Raw genomic sequence first — 25,469 nt, 5'->3', positions numbered from 1 at the left:
ATGCTCTTTTTTTGATATATCGACCAAGTGCATAGTTTTCCTATTCTTTTTCTTCGTACACCCAACTCAATCACAACGCTAATCAATTAATAGCGCTATGATTCTCCAATTCCAAAGCAACAAAAGAACATAAGGCACGTTTAAATATGCGCACGCTCTATCCTTTGCTTGCGTCACTCTTACTCGCCCCGGTATATGCTAGTGACACTCAAGATATTGAGCCAGAACAAAATATCACGCAGTGGCACGCCGTTTATCAAACCACATTGAGAAGTAATCCTGACTCAGCATTAAGCATGCTTCAAGATCGATACCACACCGCGAAATCGCACAGCGAAAAACTCTACGTCAGCGGGCTGATTTATGAATATATGTCGAACATAAAGCAGCCGTACTATGGAAGCAGCCAAGTTCTCAACAATAACTTTGCTCAGTTAGAGTCAGAGTACATTCTTGCCTTAAATGAACGTAAGCATGGTAGTTATGACGCCTCAGTAAATAGCTTTTCTTCATTGCGACAAAAAATGAAGCAGACTTCAGATTCTGAAGGCAAAGCTTTGATGAACTATCAGCTCTGTTATACGTTGAATCAACAAGGTCGTTATCACAAAGCAAACTTTTATTGCTCGTCGTTAGAAAGCCATCTAAGTCAACAACACCAAGAAAACTTCCCTATTGATCTCGCGTTACGTGTGGTAGCGAATAACTATAACTATCGTGGTGACTATGAAAAAGCGCTGAGCCTTTATCGAAAGCTGCTGGCCAACATGTCTGCTCAAAGCGATCCTTCTGGCATTTACAATGACGTCGGAAATTTGCTAGCAGAGCTTGGGCAGTTTGAACAATCAGAACAATATCTCATCCAAGCCCTACTCGCTCGTCAAGATGAAGGGACACCACTCAAAGTCGCCCAGGTCGAACATAGCCTTGGGGCAATGTATAAGAAATCCAAAGAATTCGATAAAGCCATCAATCATTATCAAAATGCATTAACAATACTCAACCAGCTCCAATACCCATATGGTCAAGGGTTAAGCTACTTAGGGCTGTCTGCGGTTTTAGCCGAAAGTGGGCAACTGGATACCGCAGTAGATTACATTAGAAAAGCTTTAGACATTGCTGAAACGTATGAAAATACGCACCTCGAAACGGAAGGACATTTAGCTGCTGGGTTCGCGTATTTGAAAAACCATGCTACTGAAAAATCGATTGCACATGGCAAAGTCGCATTAACACTAGCGATCAATAACTCTAGGCCATTATTACAGGCACAAGCTCAATTACTCCTTTCCAAAGCGTACCAAGCCCAAGGTGATTATAAACTGGCATTAGAGCACCACGAAGCCTATTCAAACATTGAATTGGCCAACCGAGACGCTAGCAATATTAAAGCATTAGAGGCATTAGACCTCACAAAGAAAGAGTACGAATATGATCTTCAAGTCGCTCGGTTGAATAATGAAAAAAGCTTAAATCAGCATCAATTTGAGAAGCTTACCGATCAAAAGCGCACTTATAATTTTGTGGTTTCCTGTTTGTTGGTCTTGCTCATTCTGGCATTGATACTTCAGCGACAAACACGACAAAAAGCCAAAATAGATAGTCTAACATGTGCGTTGAATAGAGCGGCAATTATAGAGACCATCAAAGGTCAAACCTCCAAAGCGGACGAAGACTTCCGCTATGTTTTAGCATTAATCGACCTTGATGACTTTAAGACGATAAATGATCAATACGGTCATCCGACTGGCGACTTGGTGTTACAGCAAGTTTGCCAAGTGCTTAAAGCTAAGCTCAATAAGGGAGAGTATATCGGCCGTTTGGGTGGAGAAGAGTTTATCTTATTATTGAAAAACGTCGATGAAATTGACGTTCCTTTCCGGGTGCAAAGCCTACACAAAACGATTTCAGAGAAGCGCGTACGCACGGTAAATAATAGTGATCTGAGTGTAACTGCTAGCTTGGCCTATCTATCAACATCAATGCCGCTTACCAACTTTGATGAACTTTATTCGATACTAGACCAAGCTTTATACCAGGCTAAAAAGCAGGGAAAAAACATCATTATAGACGCATACGATGAGCCAATTAGCCTAGGTTCTGACTATGTTAGCCAGTAAAGCAAGGCACGACTAAACGTCAGCAGCCTGCTTGTTCACAAGAGACTGCATTACGGTCTCTTTATTGTTTAGGTAATCATCTAAGCCAGCTTTGCGCAAATCGCACGATGGGCAATCACCGCAACCATCACCAATGACCCCGTTGTAGCAGGTCAACGTATTTTCACGAACCAGTTGCAACGCGTCATATTGATCAGCTAACGCCCACGTTTCTGCTTTATTTAGCCACATTAACGGTGTTTTGATCGTCAGGTTACGGTCCATCCCTTGCACCAAAGCCGTGTTCATTGCTTGCACAAAATCGTCACGACAATCTGGATAACCACTAAAGTCAGTTTCACACACGCCAGTAATTACGGTTTCAGCCCCAATTTGGTAGGCGTAGATTCCTGCGAGCGTTAAAAATAGAATGTTACGGCCAGGAACAAAAGAGTTTGGTAGGCCGTTTTCTTGCAATTCGTGTGAGACAGGGATGTCATCGCGCGTGAGAGAGCTAATCGCAAGTTCGTTTAAAAGGCCAACATCCATCACTTTATGCGCTTTGACACCAAGATCCTTTGCGATCTTTTGTGCCACTTCTATCTCTAACTTGTGGCGCTGACCATAATCAAAAGTAATGGCATGAACTTCATCAAACTCTTTAAGTGCTTGAACCAGACAAGTCGTGGAATCCTGACCACCACTAAAAACAACAACGGCTTTTTTCATTTCTCTCTCCGCTCTTAAGCAATACTTAGGTATTTATGAGTTTGAACAGACAAGCGCCAATTGCGAGCAATGCACGTTTCAATACACAATTGCGTTGCACGAGGCTTTTGGCTAATAGGCTGCAATGCAATGACAGTCTCAACCGCGACATTCGCATTTGCCAATAGCTCATCAAGGTGGTCGATGTCTTTTTGCGTACCAACTGGGTGCTTAATCTCATTCGCACGCTCTAACGCGCTATTGAGAACTGGCAGTTTACCCTTCATCGCCACTTTTGGTGACACGGTCACCCATGTATTTTCTGACGTGATGACTTCTGATGTGCCACTGGTTTCGATTTGGCATTGGCAACCCATATCTTCAAACGCCTTTGTTAAAGGGCGTAGATCATAAATACAAGGCTCACCACCAGTAATCACGATATGTTTAGCATTAAAGCCTTGCAGTTGATATTGCTCTACGATGTTCTCGGCAGATGCTACGCACCATGTCGGAGAATCTTCCGTCTTCACCAAAATATCACCAATTTGACGTTGGTCATTCTCATCTGCATACCACGTTTGTTTGGTATCGCACCATGAGCAACCAACCGGACACTCTTGAAGGCGAACAAAAACAGCAGGTACTCCAGTGAAAACCCCTTCCCCTTGGATGGTTTCAAACATCTCATTTAGCTTATACAACGTAGAACTCACTCAACTCATAATACTTCGAGGCGAAGACCTTAATGGACACACGTGTCTAGGTCAATTTAAACCAAAAATTAATTGTTAAAATAGACCATTTTGTAGTTTCATAGTCGCGGTGAGCGTAGGTTTCTGGTTAGCGTTATACCAAACCTTATTCACTTACAGTTCCCAAAAACTTTAAGGTAAGAAATGATGTATAAACTGATCGCATTAGATATGGATGGCACACTGCTTAATAGTGATAAAGCAATCTCTGAAGAAAACAAACAAGCGATCGCAAAGGCTCGAGAAGCAGGCGTTACTGTCGTTCTCGCTTCTGGTCGCCCATTAGAAGGAATGCAAGGCAAGCTCGACGAACTGAATATCCATTCCGATAAAGATTTTGTCCTTTTCTACAATGGCTCTATGGTTAAGAACGTAGGAACAAGTGAAATCATCCACCAGCAAATCATTGATGGTAAGGCAGCAAAATTAGTCGCTCGTAAAGCGAAAGAATTAGGCGCTTATGTGCACGCATTCAGCCAAGTACATGGCTTGATCACCAATGAGAAAAACCCATACACTGACATCGAAGCCAACATTAATGGCTTAAATGTAACAGAGATTAATTTTGAATCGCTAGAAGATGATCATCCAATCATCAAAGCAATGATGGTTGCCGAGCCAAGTAAGTTAACTGAGGTCATCGCTGCGCTGCCGTCTGAAATGCGTGAAGAGTTTACGGTGGTTCAAAGCGCTCCGTTCTTCCTGGAATTTCTTAACCCAGCGAGCAACAAAGGTATTGGTGTTGCTGCAATTGCTGAGTATCTAGGTATTCAACCGGAAGAAGTGATCTGTATGGGTGATGCTGAAAATGACCACCACATGCTGAAGTACGCTGGCCTTGGTATCGCGATGGCAAATGCAATGGAAGAGACCAAACAAATCGCTGATTACATTACGGCAAGTAATGATGAACACGGTGTAGCTAAAGCGATTGAAAAATTCGTCCTTAACGCTTAATTCCTCCGCCGCAATGGCGTCAGAGATACGCAAAGCCACATTGTTGAGCTACTCAACGTACAAAAAAGCCTTGCTGTAAAGCAAGGCTTTTTTTACTCGTATGCCTGAGAAAGAAAGCATACAACCATCAATCTAGCACTGTTTCTCTCTGTTGTTTTTCATGAATCAGCTTTCTTGCAAGCAAGATAAACAGCAACATCAACAATGGATAATGCAACGTCGACAATACCAATGACCACAAACCACTAAACGAGACAACAGAGCTTGAGTATAAATAAAGTTGCTCAACGAATACCAACGCAAGCGTTACAAAAATCATCTGACGAGAATCCAAATGCACTTTTGACTCTCTAAACGTCATAACCAATGCTGATGCCGTAATTAAAATAGCCAACCAACGACCAAACACAGGTAATGGCCAGATAACAGAGATGACCGCCGTTACCGCAGTCATAATGAACCAGACTCCTTTTGAGCTCAGCACTTGATCAACATTCACGTCTTGATTTGCTTCCAATCGCAGAACATGCCAGGCCACCAAGCTTCCTAACAGCGCACCAAACAACATATCTAAGAAAAAGGCGCTACCAAGGAAAAACTTACATAACATAATAGTAAGCGTGATGAGCATCATGACAGCGGTCGTACCATTCAAACCGAAATAATGCGTTCTCTGAAATAAAAAGGTTAAAACACAAAACCAAACGGCAATAGGCAAACTTGGAAAACTAAATCCAAAGCTGTGTGTTAACTCCATCATTGGTATATAGACATGCGGGCGAGGAAGCGCAAAGCCCTGTTGAGCTACAAGTACCATCAGGGACGTCGCGCTAATAGCGAAAAAGAGTCGGAATACAAATCGACTGCCAAAACGCATCATTACTAACGGAAATAGAAAAAGCAGTATCGTAGGTTCTGTCAGTTCTATAACAAGATTTGAGATCTGATTCGCTACCTCGAAACTCGTGTCTGATAAAGCCCCTACCCAGCTTTGTAAGTCTTTCATCCACCTCAATTCAATCTGACGAAATGAAGGCGCGGATTCGATCAGCTGAGTCACATAAGATGCGGACTGCTGAGTAGCTTGTTCAAAAAACTGAATGGCTTGTGGCCATTGAGCGGGATAGCGGTACAAAAATGATGGCAGCTCGGATGGTCCAAGTAACATTGCAGATGCGATTTCTACTCCGTAGTGAGGAGCAAACCAAATAGGTAACTCATTCCCACCTAAGGAATTGTTCATCGAAAAAGCAATAATCTCAGAATCTGATATGCAATCGTAATAAACCGCGGTGTCAGTTCTGCCAAGTTCCTCCCCAACAGTGACCACTAAACCCGTTTCTTCCCACGTTTCTCTTTGCGCAGCAACTTTGGGGATTCTCCATCAATAATTGTCCCACCAGGTAGAGAAATCTTATCCGTCAATATTTCATGAACTAGCACTAACTTGTCGTCAGCACGAACAACGCAGAGTGCCCCTTTTACTTCGCTCGCGGCAGCTTTAGCCGTAGAGATTGGTGAAACAGGTAACAAAATAAAACAAAGGATGAGTAATAACAGCTGTCTCAACACAAAATATGACCTTAAGTAAACATTATGATAACCAATGAATAATGGCAGTTAATCTTATCTTTTTCGATAAAAATTAAGTAACGAGTTATGCCAAACAACGTTGATCGAATAAAGCATGATCTTGAAGCTCATTGGAGAGTAATTTAATGCAAACCTGACAAAAATCAGACAAAACATGAAATGTTGATCGCAATTCTGCCAGTTATATGAAGGTAGCGTCAGGATAAAGTCATACACATTTTATGGGTTCTCAAAGTTGGAACAATAAAAAAGGGCTTATTATTCGAAAACAATAAACCCTGCTTATGATAACTATGCGCTGTTCGTTGAAACCAAGAATGAATTCTACCTCAAGTCACCAACGAATCAGCTTTTGAATGCTTGATGGTTAGTTAGACTTGCAATGTGCGTCGCGAACTTCTTGCCAAACACCCCAAGGTCCAGAGTCTGCGGGGTTATCGCCTTGAGTCCACCACTGCGCCTGCCACACTTTGCCATTCCAAGTAACGTTATCTCCTTTGAGATACACCGTACTCGCTCGCCATTCTGCTGCGCAGTGATCTGTTGGAGGCGTTGTCACTGTTTTCGCTTGAGCCGACACTAGCGCCTGATATTGTGTGCTGGTCTTATCAATGTTGAAGTTCAAAGCAACTCTTGCTTCTCCCGCCTGAGCTGATCCAAATTCGACATCGACACGACAACTTGCATTCATTGCTAACGTCGCCTGAGAACACTGATCATTTGCAATAACGGCAGCATCAGCAACGCCAGAAGCAAACGCGCGAACGTTTTCTACAGTGAACGTCGTGTTACCTGAATTTTTGATAACAAAACTATGTTGCTGCAACTCGCCAACATTAAATGATGCCAATGTCTGTTCGGTGGTATACCCAACAGAAACATTCTCTTTCGGAGGTGTAGTCGTGCCAATGACACCATTAACAAAATTACGCATGGCGGCGATATCGCTATAAACACCATACATACCCGGACGAGCACAACCTATCCCCCAACTGACCACACCAAGTTGAGTAATTACGCCACCACGATTAATAACGATTGGGCCACCGCTATCTCCCTGACAGGAATCTATCCCACCTTGAGGAATTCCCGCGCAGAAAGACACCTCTCCAACGGTTGTGTAATTACCACCGGCTTGACGACAAGTCGTGTCCGACACGAGCGGAACGTCAACCTCTTGCAATCGAGATGGAGAGCTTCCTCCTTCAGAGGTTCTCCCTAAACCTGCGACTGTAAGCCAATCTCCGATGCTGGCGTATTGCGTTAGACTGCCATCGGCAATTTCAACCGCAGCAACACCTTGAGGTACAGAGTCCAACTTTAATACTGCGAGATCATGAGAAAGCGTTGCTCGGCGATATGCCGGGTGCATGTGGATTTCACTCACGTTAGATCGAACACCGTCAGTGCCATTGTAAACGACGCCACCGATTTTAACCGCAATCTGATTCGGTGAATCACCCTCGACACAGTGGGCCGCAGTCAGGACATAGCCATTCCCAATATAGCTGGCACCACAATATGATCGGTTACCATAACGGCTAACAATTTGGGTGTAGAATCTCCACTCACTAGGATCAGCAGTGATGCCGCCTACGATCTGGGGTTGTATAGTGTGATTTTGTGTCTGTGACAAATCATCAGCACTTGCGAACATTGGCAAAACAGCCAACGCAAGTAACGATTTTGTTAGTTTCAAAATATTGTCCTCTTGTTTTTGTAAGCACGATCCTCGTGCTACTAATAAACAAGCAGACAAAAACGCCAATACCAATGTGGGCGCATATTAATTTACTAACATTGCGAGCAACTTATAGAGAAAAGTCTATTGACGAACTGAATGATTTCAATTCGCTAGAATGTGTATCACAATATTAAAATTAAGCATGGTCATTAGCTCAACGGCTTTCTTAGATAGTGAATATGGTGTGCAAACCCTTGTTTTTCATACAAAGAGATTGCACCCTGGTTAAAGTGCCATACTTCAACAAACATCTGTTTTGCACCGTAATCAGAGAACGTTGACTCAATTTTGTTAATCAATGCCTGAGCCGTGCCTTGTTTCCGAAACTCAGGTAACACATAGAGCTCATCCACACTTCCCATCATAACCGGCTGACTGACGGTAGAAACAAGTTCACAGAAATGACCAGAGATAAAACCAATAATTTCATCTCCTTGTTTTGCTACATAAACAAGGCATTCAGGATCATCAATGTATCGAGCAATACTTTTTTCTTGCTCTATCTCCTCTGCAGTTTTGAACAGCTCAGGGGATTGAAGATGATGCTCATCATGCAGCTCAAACATAAGGTCGTTGAGCGACTCAAGGTCGCTAAAACACGCAGATTTAATTACAAACGTGGTCATACAAAGGGTCACTAAAAATTGAATGGCTGTAGTTTGTGAGGAAAATGCCGTATTGGCAAGTCACAAAATTGCCTGCACGAGACGTTTACGCGCTCTACAAACAAAAAAGCCCCTGCACTTAATAAGCGTACAGAGGCAGAACCAACCTACAGAGTTCGAGGATCAGGGGTTAGTTAGAATTGAGTTTTAATTAGCGTCTTAACACTCGTTCAATTTCGTTCAAACTACTTGGGTCATCAATCGTTGACGGAACGGTGTATTTTTCACCATCGGCTATTTGACGTATGGTTCGGCGCAGAATTTTACCCGAACGTGTTTTCGGTAAGCGATCCACAACCAGTGCATGCTTAAAGCAGGCTACCGCACCAATCTCACTGCGCACTTTTCCAACTAATTCGCCTTCTAAATCCAGTTCGTTCACTTTGACGCCATCTTTCAATACCACAAAGCCAAGTGGAAGCTGACCTTTCAGTTCATCGTGAATACCCACGACTGCACATTCCGCAATCGCTGGGTGACCACCGACAATTTCTTCCATTTCGCCTGTCGATAAACGATGCCCCGCGACATTAATCACGTCATCAATACGTCCCATAATGAACAAGTAACCGTCTTCATCCAAATAGCCACCATCACCTGACACATAGTAGCCAGGGAATTGGCTGAGGTAACCGGTTTCAAAACGGTCATGGTTACGCCAAACCGTTGGCAGACAACTCGGTGGCAACGGACGTTTTATTGCGACAAAACCTTGTTGGTTAGGCCCGACCGACTCTCCAAGTTCATTCAGAATCTCGACCTGATAACCCGGAATTGGCTTCGTCGAAGAACCCGCTTTAACTGGCATCATTTCAACACCTGTTGGGTTGCCCGCGATAGCCCAACCCGTTTCCGTTTGCCACCAGTGGTCAATAACGGGTTTGTCTGCTTTGCTCTGAACCCATTCCAGTGTTGGAGGATCAAGGCGTTCTCCGGCCATAAAGATGGTTTTCAATTTAGAGAGATCATACTGTTTTAAAAACTCACCTTCTGGGTCTTCTTTCTTGATCGCACGGAACGCTGTCGGGGCAGAGAACAACGCATCTACTTTGTATTCGTCACACACTCGCCAGAATGCACCAGGATCCGGTGTTCGGACGGGCTTGCCTTCGAATAAGATTGTTGTGCAACCGTGAATCAGTGGCGCGTAAACAATGTAAGAGTGCCCTACTACCCAGCCAACATCAGATGCCGCCCAAAATACGCCATCTTGAGGAATGTTGTAGATTGCGCTCATGGAGTACTTCATCGCGACGGCATGGCCGCCGTTATCACGCACGACGCCTTTTGGCTTACCTGTCGTACCCGAAGTATAAAGAATGTAGAGTGGATCGGTTGCTAACACCGGAACACAACCGTGTGGCAACGCTTGGTTGTACTCTTGCTGCCAATCCAGATCTCTTTCTTGGTTTAGATCGGCTTCGCACTCAGGGCGCTGGAATACAAATACTTTCTCTGGCTTCCATCGGCTGTCCATAATGGCCTTGTCTACCATTGGCTTATATGGAATAACTTTGTTGATCTCAATCCCACACGACGCCGTCATGATGACTTTCGGCTCTGCATCTTCAATTCGTACAGCAAGTTCATTAGGTGCAAAACCACCGAATACAACGGAGTGAATCGCCCCCAAACGCGCACAGGCTAGCATCGCCATTGCGGCTTCTGGAATCATCGGCATGTAAATAACGACTCGGTCGCCTTTTTCAACGCCTTGGGCAGACAGCATGCCGGCAATTTTTGCCACTTGGTCACGCAGGTCACTATAGGTATACGTTGTTTTATTGCCGGTTACTGGCGAGTCATAAATGAGTGCCGTATTATCACCGCGTCCTTGCTCGCAATGGTAATCCAATGCTAACCAGCACGTATTCATTACACCATCTGGAAACCAACGTTCTATGCCGTTTTCATCAGATTTCAAGATAGTTTTAGGAGATTCGAACCAATCGATATTCTCCGCTTGAGCGCGCCAAAAACTCTCCGGTTCGTTTTTCGCCCATAAATATTCTTTTTCGTATGAAGACATATTGCTTCCTCCAGTATGTCCTGACATTGCTCTCGTTCTATTCAAAGACCGTTCTTTTCACTCAAAGACATCAGAGGGTACACGCACAAATCCCTCCATTAGTATTCTCGCACTTCGGCTCATGATGGCTTTTTGCACCACCCAGCCCTGCTCAGTTTGCTTCGCTTGTGCTCCAACTTTTAACGTTCCTGAGGGGTGGCCAAAAGTCACTGACTCTTTTTCACCGCCACCAGCAGCCAAGTTAACCAACGTACCCGGTACACACGCCGCTGAAGCGATAGCAACAGCTGCTGTTCCCATCATTGCATGGTGAAGTTTGCCCATCGACAACGCACGAACCAACACATCTATGTCTGTATCATTGACCGCTTTGCCACTTGAAGACAGGTAACTTTTCGGTTTAGAAACAAACGCAATTTTCGGTGTGTGCTGGCGTGTTTGAGCTTCTTCTAAATCAGAAATCAGGCCCATTTTTAACGCGCCATATGCACGGATAGATTCGAACATCGCCAATGCGGCATCATCGTTGTTGATATCGTCTTGTAGCTCAGTGCCCTGATAACCAATCGATTCAGCATCAATAAAAATGGTTGGAATGCCCGCATTTATAAAGGTGGCGTTAAACGTACCTACGTCCGGTACCACTAAATCATCGACTAAGTTGCCTGTTGGGAACATGCTGCCTTCGCCATCAGAAGGGTCAACGAAATCGACTTGAATCTCAGCGGCTGGAAACGTCACGCCATCAAGCTCAAACTCGCCGGTTTCTTGGACGAAACCATTAACAATTGGAACGTGAATCAAGATGGTTTTGCTGATGTTCACCTGCCAAACACGCACCGTCACAATGCCATTTTCTGGAATGCGATCTTGTGGAATCAGCCCAGCATGAATGGCGAAGGGACCAACTGCCGCAGACAAGTTGCCGCAGTTACCACTCCAATCGACGAATGGTTTGTCGATCGACACTTGTCCAAACAAGTAGTCAACATCGTGATCGGCTCGGCTACTGCGAGAAACAATTACTGTTTTACTGGTGCTTGACGTCGCACCACCCATGCCATCAATTTGCTTTGCGTACGGATCTGGGCTGCCGATAACACGCAACAACAGCTTGTCACGCGCGGCTCCAGCCACTTGCGCTTCTTGAGGCAAATCCTCTAGGTTGAAAAAGACACCTTTACTCGTGCCGCCACGCATGTACGTCGCCGGCACTTTGATTTGGCTCATTTGATTCGGAGTTTTGCTTTCCATACCCACTCCTTATTGCGCCAAGAAATCTTGCGCGAAACGCTGCAAAACACCACCTGCGTTGTACACGTGAACTTCGTCAGCGGTGTCTAGGCGGCAGGTAACAGGAACGTCAACTTTATCGCCGTTGCTACGCGTGATAACCAAGGCCAGATCCGCACCCGGTTTAATCTCGCCAACTACGTCGTAAAGTTCAGTACCATCCAGCTCTAGCGTATTGCGGTTAACGCCTGGCTTAAATTGCAGTGGTAGTACACCCATGCCAACCAAGTTAGTACGGTGAATACGCTCAAAGCCTTCAGCAACAATGGCTTCTACGCCTGCCAATCGAACACCTTTTGCTGCCCAGTCACGAGATGAGCCTTGACCGTAATCCGCACCAGCCACCACGATCAGTGGCTGTTTACGATTCATGTAGGTTTCAATCGCTTCCCACATGCGTACAACCTGGCCTTCTGGTTCGATTCGCGCCAGAGAACCCTGAACCACTTCACCGTTCTCTTTCACCATTTCGTTAAATAGTTTCGGGTTAGCAAAGGTCGCACGTTGCGCCGTTAAGTGATCGCCACGGTGAGTCGCATAAGAGTTGAAGTCCTCTTCCGGAACGCCCATTTTCGCTAAGTATTCACCCGCAGCACTGCTCGCCATGATCGCGTTGGATGGTGACAGGTGGTCAGTCGTGATGTTGTCGCCCAGAATCGCTAATGGACGCATGCCAGACAGTGTTCTTTCACCCGCCAGCGCACCTTCCCAGTAAGGTGGACGGCGAATGTAGGTACTCATCGGACGCCAGTCGTAAAGCGGACTAGAGCTTTTCTCTGCGTCATCCAGCTTAAACATCTGAATGTAAACTTGCTTAAACTGCTCAGGTTTAACATGAGTACCGACAACTGCATCGATCTCTTCATCGCTTGGCCACAAATCATTTAAGTAAATAGGTTTACCGTTTTGGTCGGTACCCAGAGCATCGCGTTCGATATCGAAACGAATCGTACCCGCTAGCGCATAAGCGACAACCAATGGTGGTGATGCAAGGAAAGCTTGTTTTGCGTAAGGATGGATTCGGCCATCGAAGTTGCGGTTACCAGACAGAACGGCTGTCGCATATAAATCGCGATCAATGATCTCTTGCTGGATTTTTGGATCCAACGCGCCACTCATGCCGTTACAAGTGGTACATGCGTAACCGACGATACCAAAGCCAAGCTTTTCTAACTCTGGTAATAAGCCCGCTTCTTCCAGGTAAAGACGCGCTACCTTAGAACCCGGAGCAAAAGACGATTTCACCCAAGGTTTACGTACAAGGCCGAGCTCATTGGCTTTCTTCGCGACAAGGCCAGCAGCGACGACGTTTCTTGGGTTACTGGTATTAGTACACGATGTGATAGCAGCGATGATCACTGCGCCATCTGGCAGTTCGCCTTCTTTCTCTTCCCACGCACCAGAAATGCCACGCTGCGCCAACTCAGATGTTGGTAAACGGCGGTGAGGGTTTGACGGGCCGGCCATATTACGACTTACTGATGATAAATCGAATTCCAGTACACGCTCGTAAACCGCTGTATCAAGATCGTCTGCCCAAAGACCAGTTTGTTTTGCGTATTTTTCTACTAGAGCAACTTGCTCTTCATCTCGACCAGTTAGTTTTAAGTAATTGATGGTCTGCTCATCAATATAAAACATGCCAGCTGTCGCGCCGTATTCTGGTGTCATGTTGGAAATGGTTGCGCGGTCTCCGATCGTTAGATCGCGTGCACCTTCACCAAAGAATTCAAGATATGAAGAAACAACACGCTCATTACGTAAGAACTCGGTAATCGCGAGGACAATATCCGTTGCGGTAATGCCTGGTTGACGTTTACCCGTTAGTTTTACACCAACAATATCAGGTAGACGCATCATTGATGGTCGGCCAAGCATTACGGTTTCAGCTTCCAGACCACCAACACCGATCGCGATAACGCCCAATGCATCAACGTGCGGCGTGTGACTGTCCGTACCCACACAGGTATCTGGGTAGGCAATACCCTGCTTCGCTTGCACCACAGGAGACATTTTCTCCAAGTTGATTTGGTGCATGATGCCGTTACCCGCAGGAATCACGCTTACGTTCTCAAACGCTGTTTTACACCACTCGATAAAGTGGAATCGGTCTTCATTACGGCGCTCTTCAATCGCGCGGTTTTTGTCGAAGGCGTCAGGGTCAAAGCCCGCATGCTCAACCGCTAAAGAGTGGTCGACGATCAGCTGAGTCTCAACCACAGGGTTCACTTTTGCAGGGTCGCCGCCCTGATCCGAAATGGCATCGCGCAGACCCGCTAAATCGACTAGAGCGGTCTGACCAAGAATGTCATGACAAACAACGCGTGCTGGATACCAAGGAAAATCAAGATCACGTTTACGTTCAATTAACTGTTTTAGGCTATCCGTCAATGTGTTCGGTTCACAGCGACGGACCAGTTGCTCGGCTAGCACGCGGGAGGTATAAGGGAGTTTTTCATAGGCTCCAGGAGAAATGGCATTGACGGCTTCGCGTGCATCAAAGTAATCCAGTTGAGTTCCCGGAAGCGGCTTACGATATTGGGTATTAATATTTGTGTTCATGGTTTGCTTCCATTCAGTCTGTACATCTTGCCTTCATCAACGTTTTTCCATTGCTCCAGAAACATCGTGATGAGAGGAGCTCCTTCCTCTGTCAGAGAGAGGTACAAAGGAAGGAGGTGGTCAATCAAAGCGTATGTGTCCTAATTGACCTTCGCGCTAGCGATTCTCGATAGGTACCCATTCTTGATGGTCTGGGCCCGTGTAATCAGCACTTGGGCGAATGATGCGGTTATTGGCACGTTGCTCATAAACGTGTGCCGCCCAGCCCGTTAAACGACTCATCACAAAAATGGGTGTGAACAGCTTGGTTGGAATGTCCATGAAGTGGTAAGCCGATGCATGGAAGAAGTCCGCATTACAGAACAGACCTTTCTCTCGCTTCATCACTGATTCCACACGCTCAGAAACAGCATATAGATGTGTATCACCGACTTGCTGTGACAGCTCTTTAGACCAGCGCTTAATCAACGCGTTACGAGGATCACTTTCGCGATAGATGGCATGGCCAAAGCCCATGATCTTGTCTTTGTTGGCCAGCATTTTCATGATGTTCGCTTCCGCCTCGTCTGGCGTTTGCCAATCTTCAATCATTTCCATCGCTGCTTCGTTTGCGCCGCCATGAAGTGGGCCGCGAAGCGTACCGATTGCTGCCGTGATACAAGAATGAATGTCTGACAACGTTGATGCACAAACACGCGCTGCAAAAGTTGATGCGTTGAATTCATGCTCAGCGTAAAGGATTAAGGAACAGTGCATCACTTGCTTGTGTAGCGCTGATGGCTCTTTATCTGTAAGCAATCGCAAGAAGTAACCGCCGATGCAGTCTTCGGTTTGATCTTCTGTATCGATACGAACGCCATCGTGACTAAAACGATACCAGTAACAGATGATAGCTGGGAAAAGCGCTAGCATACGTTCCGTCGAATGTAATTGCTCATCGAAGCTCATTTCTTGCTCTAGGTTTCCTAACACAGAACAACCAGTGCGCATCACATCCATTGGATGAGCAGTAGCAGGAATAAGCTCTAACGCTTGCTTAAGCTCAGTTGGTAAGCCGCGAAGGTTTAAGAGATGTGTCTTGTACGCATCCAGTTCTTTCTGAGTTGGTAAGTGACCGCGTAACAGAAGATGTGCAACTTCTTCAAATTGAGCATTATTGGCAAGGTCAGTAATATCGTAACCGCGATAAGTCAGACCGGTCCCCGTTTTTCCGACAGTACATAAAGCTGTGCTTCCAGCGCTTTGACCGCGTAGGCCTGCACCACCTAACTCTGCTTTCTTTTCTGCAGTTTGAGACATTGTTTGAACTCCTTTTCTGTCTGGCTTTGCCCTCTTTGGAGCGTTTTTTAGCCAGACGAATTTCACGTTATTAAATTAGATAAATTCCGATTATCTTTTCTTGGGCTTCCGTCTATCTTTTCTTTTCCCGCTATTTTCCTTCAGAGAATAGCTGGTCAAGTTTGTCTTCGTAATCGTGGTAGTTCAGGTGCTGATACAACTCTTTGCGTGTTTGCATTGAATCAACCAAAGCTTCCTGATTGCCCGCTTCTAGCAAATGCTTGTAAACCGTTTCAGCGGCTTTGTTCATGGCTCGGAACGCACTTAACGGGTAAAGCACCATATCGACTTTCGCTTTTGCAAGCTCGTCGCAGCCATACAGTGGCGTTGCGCCGAACTCGGTAATGTTCGCCAGAATAGGAACGTGCTTTCCAGTTGCTTGCTCAAGTGCGTTTGAGAACTGAAGGTACTGATCCAGCTTGGTCATCGCTTCTGGGAAGATCATGTCTGCGCCAGCTTCCACACACGCAATCGCACGCTCAATTGCACTGTCCATGCCTTCAACAGCTAGCGCGTCTGTACGAGCCATAATCACGAAGCTTTCATCATTGCGTGCGTCAACCGCTGCTTTTACGCGATCAACCATCTCTTGCTGGCTCACAATTGCTTTGTTCGGACGGTGCCCACAACGTTTCTGTGCGACTTGGTCTTCCATATGAACCGCAGCAGCACCCGCCTTTTCCATTGCTTTGATCGTGCGAGCAATATTAAATGCGCCTCCAAAACCGGTGTCGATGTCGACCAATAGCGGTAAATCACACGCGTTAGTGATGCGGTCAACATCGACCAGTACGTCGTTCAATGTTGTAATACCGAGATCCGGCAATCCGTATGACGCGTTTGCAATACCGCCGCCAGACAAATAAATCGCTTGATGCCCCAAGTTTTTCGCCATCATGGCGCAGTAAGGGTTAATGGTGCCGACAATTTGCAGCGGATTGTTTTGTTCAATGGCGAGTCTGAACTTCGCTCCCGGTGTTAAGCTCATGACGAATTCCTTCTAGTCTTTGTCTAAACTTTCTGTATGTATAATTTGCGATTGGATGAGCTTTCGACTTCCTGAGATGTGTCTTCTCATCAGCATTTCTGCAAGCTCTTCATCGCGATTGCGAATGGCTTCCAGAATGAATTTGTGTTCAGTCAGCGCTTCATTTGGACGAGATTGCGCGCGCGGTGACTGATAGCGGTACATGCGTAACAAGTGGTAAAGCTCGTCGCACAGCAGAGAAATCAGCTTGTTATTTCGGCTTGCTTGGATGATGCGATAGTGAAAATCAAAATCTCCATGCTGATGGAAGTAAGAGGCTCCCTCCACTTGATCGATGTGCTTAGAATGTGTCGACAATAGCATTTCCAAGCTCAAGAGCTCTTCTTGCGTAATATGTCGCGCTGCTAACCTTGCCGCCATACCTTCTAGCGCTTCGCGAACCGCATAGAGTTCTATCAGCTTTTCTGGAGAAAAAGTGGTCACTCTAGCCCCGACATGAGGAATACGCTCAATGAGCCCTAGCCCCTCTAAACGCATTAATGCTTCACGCAAAGGGCCACGGCTGACTTGATATTTCTTCGCCAGTTCAGGCTCCGAGATTTTATGACCAGGCTTAACATCGCCATTCACAATGACTTCAATCAGTGTTTCTGTCAGTGTTTCTGACTTGGTGTGTTCTTTCTCAGAACCCAGTACTTTATAACGAGTTTTCAACTCAGAGTTCATACTCAGATACTCACGTTACCGACATCAAAATGTCTACAATTTCTTAACCTGAATATAAAGTAGTCGATCAAAGTGTCGACAATCAAGTAAATTGTCGACAATTTAGACTAAGGTCGTAATTTAAATCGATGAAAATCATCTATTACGAGCTAAATTGAGGGGTAATTGCGAAGGAAAAAGCAAATTGTCGACAACTAAACACCTCTTAACATCATGATATAAAAGAAAAACAATTAAGCTGTCGAACAATTAAGGATACAAAAAGTTATTCTTTAGATAAAAATTGCTCAAAAACTTGCTGCGATGTCATCTTTTGTGAGGTGGGATTGAGGTCATAATACGCGGGCTTTTCATCGGTAAAGATCTCTAATGTGAGTTTGAAATCTGGATTGTCGAACAAACCAGCGGAGAGAATGTACTCGCCTGTCGGTAACAAATGATAGAAAAGGTTTGTGCCGCATTCGCCACAAAAACCTCTCACCGCCCAGTCAGACGATTGATAACGCTTTGGCTCGGCCCCTTAAACGTTACGTTAGGACCACAATGCACAGCATGGAGTGCTCCACTCGACCATTTTCGACACATCGAGCAGTGGCATAGACTCACTTCATTCTTAGCATCTGCGGTCACTTCAATAGCGCCGCACAAACATGTCCCTTTCATTCTCTGTTTCCTTATTCGTTTGATGTCATTCCATTATGACGCAATTGTTAGCACGCACGCGTGATGTGCAACCAATTTTTCAGCGTGAACTTTATGAACAAAATACCCGTTATGCTCAATATTCTCTTTATCGACGTTTTAAAGACATCGATTTAACACTTGATTAACCTTTGATACATCAGCATCCAGTTCGAGTTAAAGGCTGAAACAAAAATAAGACTCATCAAAAAATAGAGTCACCAACATAAGGAACGTGAACATGTTAAAGGTAATCAAACCAACGCTCGCCGCATCGATCATCGCAGCTTCATTTTCATTTAACGCTTTTGCTGCTGATGTAGAAAAAATGCATTTCTTGATCCCTGGAGGTGCCGGTGGCGGCTGGGACATGACCGCACGAGGTACAGGTGATGTGCTACTTAAATCAGACATCGTTGAGACGGTATCTTTCCAAAACCTTTCTGGTGGCGGCGGCGGTAAAGCCATTGCGCACTTGATTGAAACGGCAGATCGCCAAGAAGATACGCTGATGGTGAATTCAACACCGATCGTCGTTCGCTCTCTAACAGGTATTTTCCCTCAATCCTTTAGAGATCTCACTCCCGTTGCAGCCACCATTGCGGATTACGGCGCCATCGTAGCCTCTGTTGATTCGCCATACAATTCTTGGGAAGACGTAGTAAAAGCATTTGAATCTAACCCTCGCGAAGTGAAAATTGCGGGTGGCTCTGCTCGTGGCTCGATGGACCACCTCGTCGTTGCCGCCGCATTTAAAGGCGAAGGATTTGATGCGCGTAAAGTGCGCTACATCGCTTACGATGCGGGTGGTAAAGCCATGGCAGCCCTTCTTTCAGGCGAAACTCAACTGCTCTCTACGGGCCTAGGTGAAGTACTGGAGATATCTAAATCTGGTCAAGTCAAAGTGCTAGCGGTAACTGCACCAAAACGCCTAGAAGCTGCACCAAACATCCCTACGCTAACAGAATATGGTAACGAAACTGTCTTCGCTAACTGGCGTGGATTCTTTGCTGCACCAGGTACTAGCCAAGAAAAGCTGGATGAATGGAATGCAGCATTTACCAAAATGTACAACACTGACGAATGGCAAGTCGTCCGTGACCGCAATGGTTGGATAGACAACTACAAGGCGGACAAAGCGTTCTTCGCGTTCCTTGAAGAGCAAGAGCAGCAAATGGGTGACTTAATGCGCGAGTTAGGCTTCCTAAAGTAACAGTCGAACTGGGTCCCTCAGATTCCAACCTCACCCAATAACGTGGGGTTGGTATTTCCCCAACTGTATTTGCACTCTAAGTTTCACCGTATATGGATATTGTCGACAATCGGCATGCACACTCCTTTGTTTATATACCCAAAGCAGCTCGACTAGCAGCGAAATGCTTAATTGTTAATGGTTTAGTTTATTCATTAACGTCCATATGCGGTCTTTTTTATTTTTGTTAGGAGTTGAATATGTCTCGTTCAACCAACTTTTTCACCAAAGAATATTTGCTCTGTCGTGACCGTGTCGGCGCAATGATCTTTCTACTCTTCTGTCTTTGCTACGGTTATCAAACCTCGCAAATTCCATTGTTCCCTGGTGATGAATACGAACCGTTCACCGCACGTACTTTGCCAACCATCCTGACTTACGTTGGTGCAGGCCTTTCTTTGTTATTGCTGGTAACAGGACAACCAGATAAACAAAGTGGCGCGGTGCTGAACTTTAATTGGAAGTTACTGATCGCTTTCTTGGTTTTGATGGCGCTTTACGGCGTAGGCCTGACTTACCTAGGCTTTGTTATAGCTACTGGCTTCTTTTTATTGGCTGGCTTTTATCTGCTGGGGGAAAGACGTAAACCCGTTCTGTTCGGCGCGTCGTTTCCATTCGTGATCGCGTTCTATTTATTACTCACTCAAGGTTTGGACATCTATCTCGAACCGGGTTTGATTTTCACCATCTGGTAGTCAAAGAAAGGACTGAATTATGTTAGATGGAATTCTACAAGGTTTATCCACTGCAGTAATGCCAATGAACATCATGATGGTGATCGTTGGTTGTTTCGTCGGTACATTTATCGGCATGTTACCTGGGCTTGGGCCGATCTCAGCCATTGCTTTGATGATCCCAATTACTTATGGCCTAGAGCCCTCTTCTGGCCTTATTTTGATGGCGGGTGTTTATTACGGTGCGGTATTTGGTGGTTCTACATCGTCGATTTTAATTAACGCGCCGGGTTGTTCTTCAACCGTGGTGACAGCATTCGACGGCTACCCGATGGCTCAAAAAGGCCAAGCAGGTAAAGCATTAGCTTTGGCAGCTTATTCGTCTTTCACTGGCGGTACGCTATCTGCCATTATGTTGCTTGTCGCAGCACCAGCATTGGCTAGCGTTTCACTTAGCTTCCAATCGTCGGACTATTTTGCGTTGATGCTACTTGGGTTATCAGCAGTCGCAGCTTTTGCTGGGAAAGGTCAGGTAATCAAAGCGTGGATGATGACCATTCTTGGTTTGATGCTATCTACAGTTGGAATCGATAAAGGCGTAGGCGTTGAACGCTTTACCTTCGGTTTAACGGATTTAATGGATGGCTTTAGCTTCTTGTTGCTTGCAATGGCGACATTCGCACTGGGTGAGACGCTGATGGGCATTCTTAAACCATCAAAAGACACCAGCGATGAAGAACAGGAAAAGCTGAGTAACATTGGCTCAATGAAAGTGACGAAGGAAGAAATCAAAGACGTCGCGCCTGTTTCAATTCGCTCTTCAATATTAGGTTTCTTCACTGGCGTTCTTCCTGGCGCAGGAGCAACCATTGCTGCTTTTTTAAGCTATGGTATGGAGCGCAACCTCGCACCTAAAGAGAAAAAGGAAGAGTTCGGTAAAGGCAGTATCCGTGGTTTAGTCGCGCCAGAATCAGCGAACAACGCAGCGTCTAGTGGTTCATTTGTTCCACTGCTAACGCTTGGCATTCCAGGTTCTGGTACAACAGCAATAATGCTCGGCGCGCTGATCGCTTACGGTATTCAGCCGGGCCCTCGCCTGTTTGTTGAGCATCCAGATGTGTTCTGGTCAGTGATCATTTCCATGTACTTCGGCAACATCGTACTCGTGATCCTGAACTTACCGTTGATTCCGTACATCTCAAAGCTTTTGGCGGTTCCTAGAACGGTACTTCTGCCGATGATTTTATTCTTCTCAATCACCGGAGTTTATTTGGTCTCCTTTAATACTATGGATGTGTTCGTGATGCTGATTGTCGCTATGGCTGCCATTGCACTTCGACTCGCTAACTTCCCACTTGCGCCTTTATTGCTAGGTTTCATCCTTGGGGGATTAATGGAAGAGAACTTACGCCGCGCATTAATGATTTCAGACGGCGAATTGAGTTTCCTATGGGAGCGCCCTATTACCCTTACCTTTACTGTTTTGGCCGTATTGGTACTGGCAAGTCCACTAATCGTAAAGCTGATTCAAAAGTTTAAAGCACAACCAGTGAGCGTTGAGCAGTAATAACTGTCTCTTACAACCTAGATAAAGCCATCCATCGCGATGGCTTTTCTTTCTCCTATCAAATCGTTCACTTATTAAGCAAAATAATATTGACAAGTCATCGCCTATATATAAGAGTAGTTGCATGAACACACACTTAGCGCAACTTAACCAACGAATTATCATCATTCCATAGGAATGGTGGGATTTTTGATGCGCTCAGTATTTATCGAACCCACCCATAGCGGTGGGTTTTCTGTCTCTACCGTATGGGAAATACTCTCTTGGAGGCGGTCACATGCAAAAAGTAGCGGTTTTTGGTAAGCCCGGCAGCGGAAAATCGACGATAAGTAAAGCAATCGCGTCTGCTACCGATCTCCCTCTTCATCAATTAGATTCCATAGTCTATAAACCAAACGGTGAGCCCGTTGAGCGTAACGTTTTTGATGAGGCACATAGCAATATACTTCACTCAGATCGTTGGGTTATAGATGGTCTGGGGCCTATCAGCTCCTTTAATGCTCGTTTAGATGCAGCCGATACTCTCGTTTATATTGATCTACCATACTCCGTAAGCTATTGGTTTGTGACGAAACGTCTCCTTAAAGGACTATTTATTAAACCCGAAGGGTGGCCTGATGGCAGTTCGGTATTTAAAGGGACATTACAAAGCTACAAAGTTCTTCAGCAATGCCCTGCATTCTGGAATGATGACTTCATGTCTCGTCTCGAAGGGTACTCTCAAAGTAAAACCGTTCATGTCATCAAAAACGTCACAGAACTGAACAATTTTGTTTTAGAGCGGGTAAAGTAAACTTCATATCAGAACACTAGAGCATGTGGGATGGGCCATCTAAAGCTCTAACAATGAAAAAGAACATAACAAGGATTGTTTATGCTTTTAGAACTAGCGCTTTTATTCGTTGCCGGCGTAGTTGGTGGGATCATTAACTCCATTGCGGGAGGCGGAAGCTTTATTACTTTTCCGGCCCTATTGGCGGTTGGTGTGCCTCCAATTATGGCCAACGCAACAAATACTTATGCTTCATGTGCAGGGTACATTAGCGGAGCCGTTGGCTTCAGAGAAGAGATCATGAAGAACAAGCAAGAACTGTTGTTCACAGTCTCATTCAGTTTAGTAGGTGGCGCTGTCGGAGCATATCTGCTGCTCAACACACCAGAATCGCTATTTTTGGAAGCCATTCCTTGGCTACTCTTGTTTGCCACCGTGCTTTTCTTGACTGGTTCTCGTTTAACAATGCTTATCAAAACTGTCGCGAAAGAGCACAAACACGCAGGAATACTCGGAGCAATCGCTTTGGGTCTATTACTTGTTGGTGTCTCTGCTTACGGTGGTTTTTTCAACGCAGGTTTAGGGGTTATTGTTCTGAGTTATCTGGTAGTAGCGGGTCACCAAGACATTAATTTAATGAACGGTTTGAAATTGCTGGTATCTACGTGTGTTTCACTCATTGCTATCGTGATTTTTGTTGCGAATGGTTCCATTGACTGGCGCACAGGTAGCGTTGTTTTGGTCGGTACGTTGGTGGGTGGTTATCTTGCAGCTCGTGTATCTCGTCAACTTAATCCCAATCATGTTAAAGGGTTTGTTGCTCTTTCTTCTATTCTGATCACTATCTACTTTTTCATTGATGTTTATGCTTAAACAAAGCTTGCACAAGTAGATAACACCCCAACAAAAAACGCCATCGCGAAAGATTAATGCTGATCGCTTAACGATGTTTTTGTGTCATTCCAGCGAGCCTTGGCGTGACTAGGAATCTAATAACACTACACTAAGCGGCTAATGAAACAATTTTGATCACAAAGTGCTCGGATAGAAGATCCTGTATCACGCTCCTTCGTCGCTGTACAGGATGACGAGAAATAGAAATATGCCACTCGCGGTTAAACGAGTGGCATTGATCGAGAAAGATGGCGTTTTACATCAATAATAAGAGAAAGTAACGCTTACTTAATCAGCCCTACTTCTTTGTAGTATTTGAGCGCTCCTGGGTGAAGAGGCGCAGATAAACCGTCTTTTACCATTTCCTCTTTCTTCAAGTTTGCAAACGCTGGGTGGAGACGGCGGAAATCATCGAAGTTTTCAAATACCGCTTTAACCACGTTATAAACCACATCTTCTGGTACCGCAGTAGAAGAAACGAACGTCGCGCCCACACCAAAGGTTTGAACATCACTATCTGTGCCACGATACATACCACCCGGTACATTTGCGACACGATAGAAGCTATTGTCTGCAACCAATTTTTCTACATTAGGTCCAGCTACCGTTACGATATTACTATCACACGACGTAGTGGCTTCTTTAATCGCTCCACTTGGGTGACCAACGGTATAAATCATCGCATCAATTTTGTTATCACAAAGTGCTTTTGATTGCTCTGCTGCTTTTAACTCAGACACAAGCTTAAAGTCATCGTTACTCCAGCCATACTGGCTCATTAACACTTCCATGGTACCTCGTTGACCTGAGCCAGGGTTACCAATGTTGACGCGCTTACCTTTCAAATCATCAAAAGTTTTGATGTTCGCGTCTTTACGTGCAACGACAGTGAACGGTTCTGGATGAACGGAGAATACGGCGCGTAGTTCTTTAAAAGGCCCGCTTTCCTTAAACTTACTGGTTCCTTTGTAAGCATGATACTGCCAGTCTGATTGAGCGATACCGAGATCCAATTCACCAGCACGAATAGTGTTGATGTTATAAATCGATCCCCCAGTACTTTCTACCGAACAACGGATACCGTGATCTTCTCGCGATTTGTTAACCAAGCGACAAATTGCTCCACCAGTCGGATAATAAACCCCGGTTACGCCACCAGTACCAATCGTGACAAACGTTTCTTCCGCAGACGCAGAAAAGCCTGTTGTGAGTGCCGCTAAAGAAGCAGCAAGTGCGATTTGCTTAAACTTAAACATTGAACATCCTTTTTACCTGTGTTGATGACCGTTTAAGTATAGCAACCGTTAACAATTTGATAACGTTTGAGTTCTCATCCTTGCAGATTAGCTTAGCTAATCACCACTTTTATCAGCATACTCTGCCATCGTACAAGACTCTATATAAGCGCAACCCATATCGCATAGAAAATTAAATCTTTTTAAAGTTTTTAATTTATTAAATTTTTAGACAGACATATCCATTCGATGTTATATATTAAATAGAAACAATCAGGTCAATTACAATAATCTTGTTAAACAACCTTTATTCTATATAAATATGATGAATTATAACTCCAGACAAAAGACATGAGGCACTTGAAATAAACAAGACGAAAGAGAGAGCAAATAATCGTTTAATATGCTTTGGAACTTTATCTCTCTTCTCTAGCATTTTATACCGTTTCGCATGAAACTTGCTCAGAAAGACAGTGCCATATTGTAGGACACCTTGACCTGATAAGAATATATTCAGAGTGTAGTATCGGACTCCATTATCAAGAGTATCTTCAAGATACTTCAACCAGTTGGATTTCAAATAAATAACAAACAAAACCCAAGTGAATATACCTAAAATTCCAACCGTAGTCAGATAAATAACTAAATCTGATGCTAAACTGATATCTTCCATCTTCGACTACTTATTAAGTTGAGTTTTATATAATTCTGTTCCCAAATACTCACCAGTCGAACCGCCATATTTTCCTTTTAAGTACTCCCACTACAAAAAACACTTTTTGTGAGTAATAATGACACTCTAACTCAATTTTATGCAACAAAGCCACTATGGAGTGATAACTTTGAGCTGAGTTCAACAAAAACAACAACTTCTATGCAAGATAAATCTCTTTTAGCATGATGATCAGATCATTGATGATTACTAAGGAAGCGGGAT

19 protein-coding genes and 2 pseudogenes are annotated in these 25,469 nt (G+C 44.8%); 7 read left to right on the top strand and 14 right to left on the bottom strand.

The genetic code is table 11. From position 1 onward, the window contains the following. The first annotated feature begins 146 nt into the window (after positions 1-146). The gene (locus tag P4S59_RS07760; protein WP_268853757.1) at positions 147-2,120 is read left to right on the top strand and encodes a tetratricopeptide repeat-containing diguanylate cyclase; all 1,974 of its coding nucleotides are present in this window, start codon (positions 147-149) and stop codon (positions 2,118-2,120) included. A gap of 12 nt (positions 2,121-2,132) precedes the next feature. Here the strand turns inward: P4S59_RS07760 and queC are convergent, their stop codons facing one another. Next, positions 2,133-2,828 (bottom strand): 7-cyano-7-deazaguanine synthase QueC, encoded by a 696-nt coding sequence (gene queC, locus P4S59_RS07755; RefSeq protein ID WP_337168194.1) that lies wholly within the window; start codon positions 2,826-2,828, stop codon positions 2,133-2,135. Between the two features lie 14 nt (positions 2,829-2,842). Continuing rightward, complete coding sequence (queE, locus tag P4S59_RS07750) at positions 2,843-3,493, bottom strand: 7-carboxy-7-deazaguanine synthase QueE (RefSeq protein WP_041852955.1); 651 nt, start codon at positions 3,491-3,493, stop codon at positions 2,843-2,845. A gap of 216 nt (positions 3,494-3,709) precedes the next feature. On the opposite strand from queE, the gene P4S59_RS07745 reads away from it, so the two are divergent. Continuing rightward, positions 3,710-4,519, top strand: a complete 810-nt coding sequence (locus P4S59_RS07745; RefSeq protein ID WP_337168639.1) for a Cof-type HAD-IIB family hydrolase — start codon at positions 3,710-3,712, stop codon at positions 4,517-4,519. A 127-nt stretch (positions 4,520-4,646) separates the two neighbouring features. On the opposite strand, the pseudogene P4S59_RS07740 reads toward P4S59_RS07745, so the two are convergent. The 10 genes and pseudogenes from P4S59_RS07740 to P4S59_RS07695 all read right to left on the bottom strand — a co-directional run bounded on the left by P4S59_RS07740 (position 4,647) and on the right by P4S59_RS07695 (position 18,120). Continuing rightward, positions 4,647-6,091, bottom strand: a pseudogene (locus P4S59_RS07740) (bifunctional NUDIX hydrolase/phosphatase PAP2 family protein). A gap of 388 nt (positions 6,092-6,479) precedes the next feature. Next, on the bottom strand, positions 6,480-7,811 hold the full coding sequence (locus tag P4S59_RS07735) for a trypsin-like serine protease (protein ID WP_337168193.1): 1,332 nt from the start codon (positions 7,809-7,811) through the stop codon (positions 6,480-6,482). A gap of 194 nt (positions 7,812-8,005) precedes the next feature. Continuing rightward, positions 8,006-8,482, bottom strand: coding sequence for a GNAT family N-acetyltransferase (locus P4S59_RS07730; protein WP_046874942.1), 477 nt, complete (start codon positions 8,480-8,482; stop codon positions 8,006-8,008). Positions 8,483-8,672: 190 nt separating this feature from the next. After that, complete coding sequence (locus P4S59_RS07725) at positions 8,673-10,550, bottom strand: propionyl-CoA synthetase (RefSeq protein WP_337168192.1); 1,878 nt, start codon at positions 10,548-10,550, stop codon at positions 8,673-8,675. A gap of 57 nt (positions 10,551-10,607) precedes the next feature. After that, positions 10,608-11,804: a 2-methylaconitate cis-trans isomerase PrpF gene (gene prpF, locus P4S59_RS07720; RefSeq protein WP_257889362.1), complete on the bottom strand. Its 1,197-nt coding sequence runs from the start codon at positions 11,802-11,804 to the stop codon at positions 10,608-10,610. Positions 11,805-11,813: 9 nt separating this feature from the next. After that, a complete protein-coding gene (gene acnD, locus P4S59_RS07715; RefSeq protein ID WP_337168191.1) occupies positions 11,814-14,405 on the bottom strand; it encodes a Fe/S-dependent 2-methylisocitrate dehydratase AcnD in 2,592 nt (863 codons plus the stop codon). A gap of 156 nt (positions 14,406-14,561) precedes the next feature. Continuing rightward, positions 14,562-15,704: a bifunctional 2-methylcitrate synthase/citrate synthase gene (gene prpC, locus P4S59_RS07710; protein WP_012841784.1), complete on the bottom strand. Its 1,143-nt coding sequence runs from the start codon at positions 15,702-15,704 to the stop codon at positions 14,562-14,564. A 130-nt stretch (positions 15,705-15,834) separates the two neighbouring features. Continuing rightward, the gene (gene prpB / locus P4S59_RS07705) at positions 15,835-16,731 is read right to left on the bottom strand and encodes a methylisocitrate lyase (protein ID WP_337168190.1); all 897 of its coding nucleotides are present in this window, start codon (positions 16,729-16,731) and stop codon (positions 15,835-15,837) included. Positions 16,732-16,743: 12 nt separating this feature from the next. Then, positions 16,744-17,457 (bottom strand): GntR family transcriptional regulator, encoded by a 714-nt coding sequence (locus P4S59_RS07700; protein WP_337168189.1) that lies wholly within the window; start codon positions 17,455-17,457, stop codon positions 16,744-16,746. A gap of 265 nt (positions 17,458-17,722) precedes the next feature. Then, positions 17,723-18,120: pseudogene (locus P4S59_RS07695) on the bottom strand (GFA family protein). 259 nt (positions 18,121-18,379) lie between these two features. Here P4S59_RS07695 and P4S59_RS07690 point away from each other — a divergent pair. From P4S59_RS07690 to P4S59_RS07670, 5 genes are all read left to right on the top strand, one after another. Beyond that, the gene (locus P4S59_RS07690) at positions 18,380-19,351 is read left to right on the top strand and encodes a tripartite tricarboxylate transporter substrate binding protein (RefSeq protein WP_337168188.1); all 972 of its coding nucleotides are present in this window, start codon (positions 18,380-18,382) and stop codon (positions 19,349-19,351) included. Positions 19,352-19,590: 239 nt separating this feature from the next. Beyond that, positions 19,591-20,085, top strand: coding sequence for a tripartite tricarboxylate transporter TctB family protein (locus P4S59_RS07685; protein WP_012841781.1), 495 nt, complete (start codon positions 19,591-19,593; stop codon positions 20,083-20,085). A gap of 19 nt (positions 20,086-20,104) precedes the next feature. After that, positions 20,105-21,631: a tripartite tricarboxylate transporter permease gene (locus P4S59_RS07680; protein ID WP_048626439.1), complete on the top strand. Its 1,527-nt coding sequence runs from the start codon at positions 20,105-20,107 to the stop codon at positions 21,629-21,631. A gap of 277 nt (positions 21,632-21,908) precedes the next feature. Beyond that, entirely contained in the window at positions 21,909-22,424 is a 516-nt protein-coding gene (locus tag P4S59_RS07675; RefSeq protein WP_337168187.1) for an adenylate kinase, read from the top strand. An 81-nt stretch (positions 22,425-22,505) separates the two neighbouring features. After that, positions 22,506-23,276 (top strand): sulfite exporter TauE/SafE family protein, encoded by a 771-nt coding sequence (locus tag P4S59_RS07670; RefSeq protein ID WP_005395076.1) that lies wholly within the window; start codon positions 22,506-22,508, stop codon positions 23,274-23,276. A 305-nt stretch (positions 23,277-23,581) separates the two neighbouring features. Here P4S59_RS07670 and P4S59_RS07665 read toward each other — a convergent pair whose 3' ends face one another. Continuing rightward, positions 23,582-24,553 carry a TAXI family TRAP transporter solute-binding subunit gene (locus P4S59_RS07665; protein ID WP_006741544.1) on the bottom strand — a complete coding sequence of 324 codons (972 nt, stop codon included), beginning with the start codon at positions 24,551-24,553 and terminating at the stop codon, positions 23,582-23,584. 286 nt (positions 24,554-24,839) lie between these two features. Then, positions 24,840-25,205, bottom strand: a complete 366-nt coding sequence (locus P4S59_RS07660) for a hypothetical protein (protein ID WP_301612307.1) — start codon at positions 25,203-25,205, stop codon at positions 24,840-24,842. Positions 25,206-25,469 lie beyond the last annotated feature (264 nt).

Source organism: Vibrio sp. M60_M70, from assembly GCF_037162085.1.
GTDB classification, from domain to species: Bacteria; Pseudomonadota; Gammaproteobacteria; order Enterobacterales; family Vibrionaceae; genus Vibrio; species Vibrio diabolicus.
The sequence above is the reverse complement of the archived record's forward strand: the minus strand, read 5'-3'. Positions and strand labels throughout refer to the sequence as shown.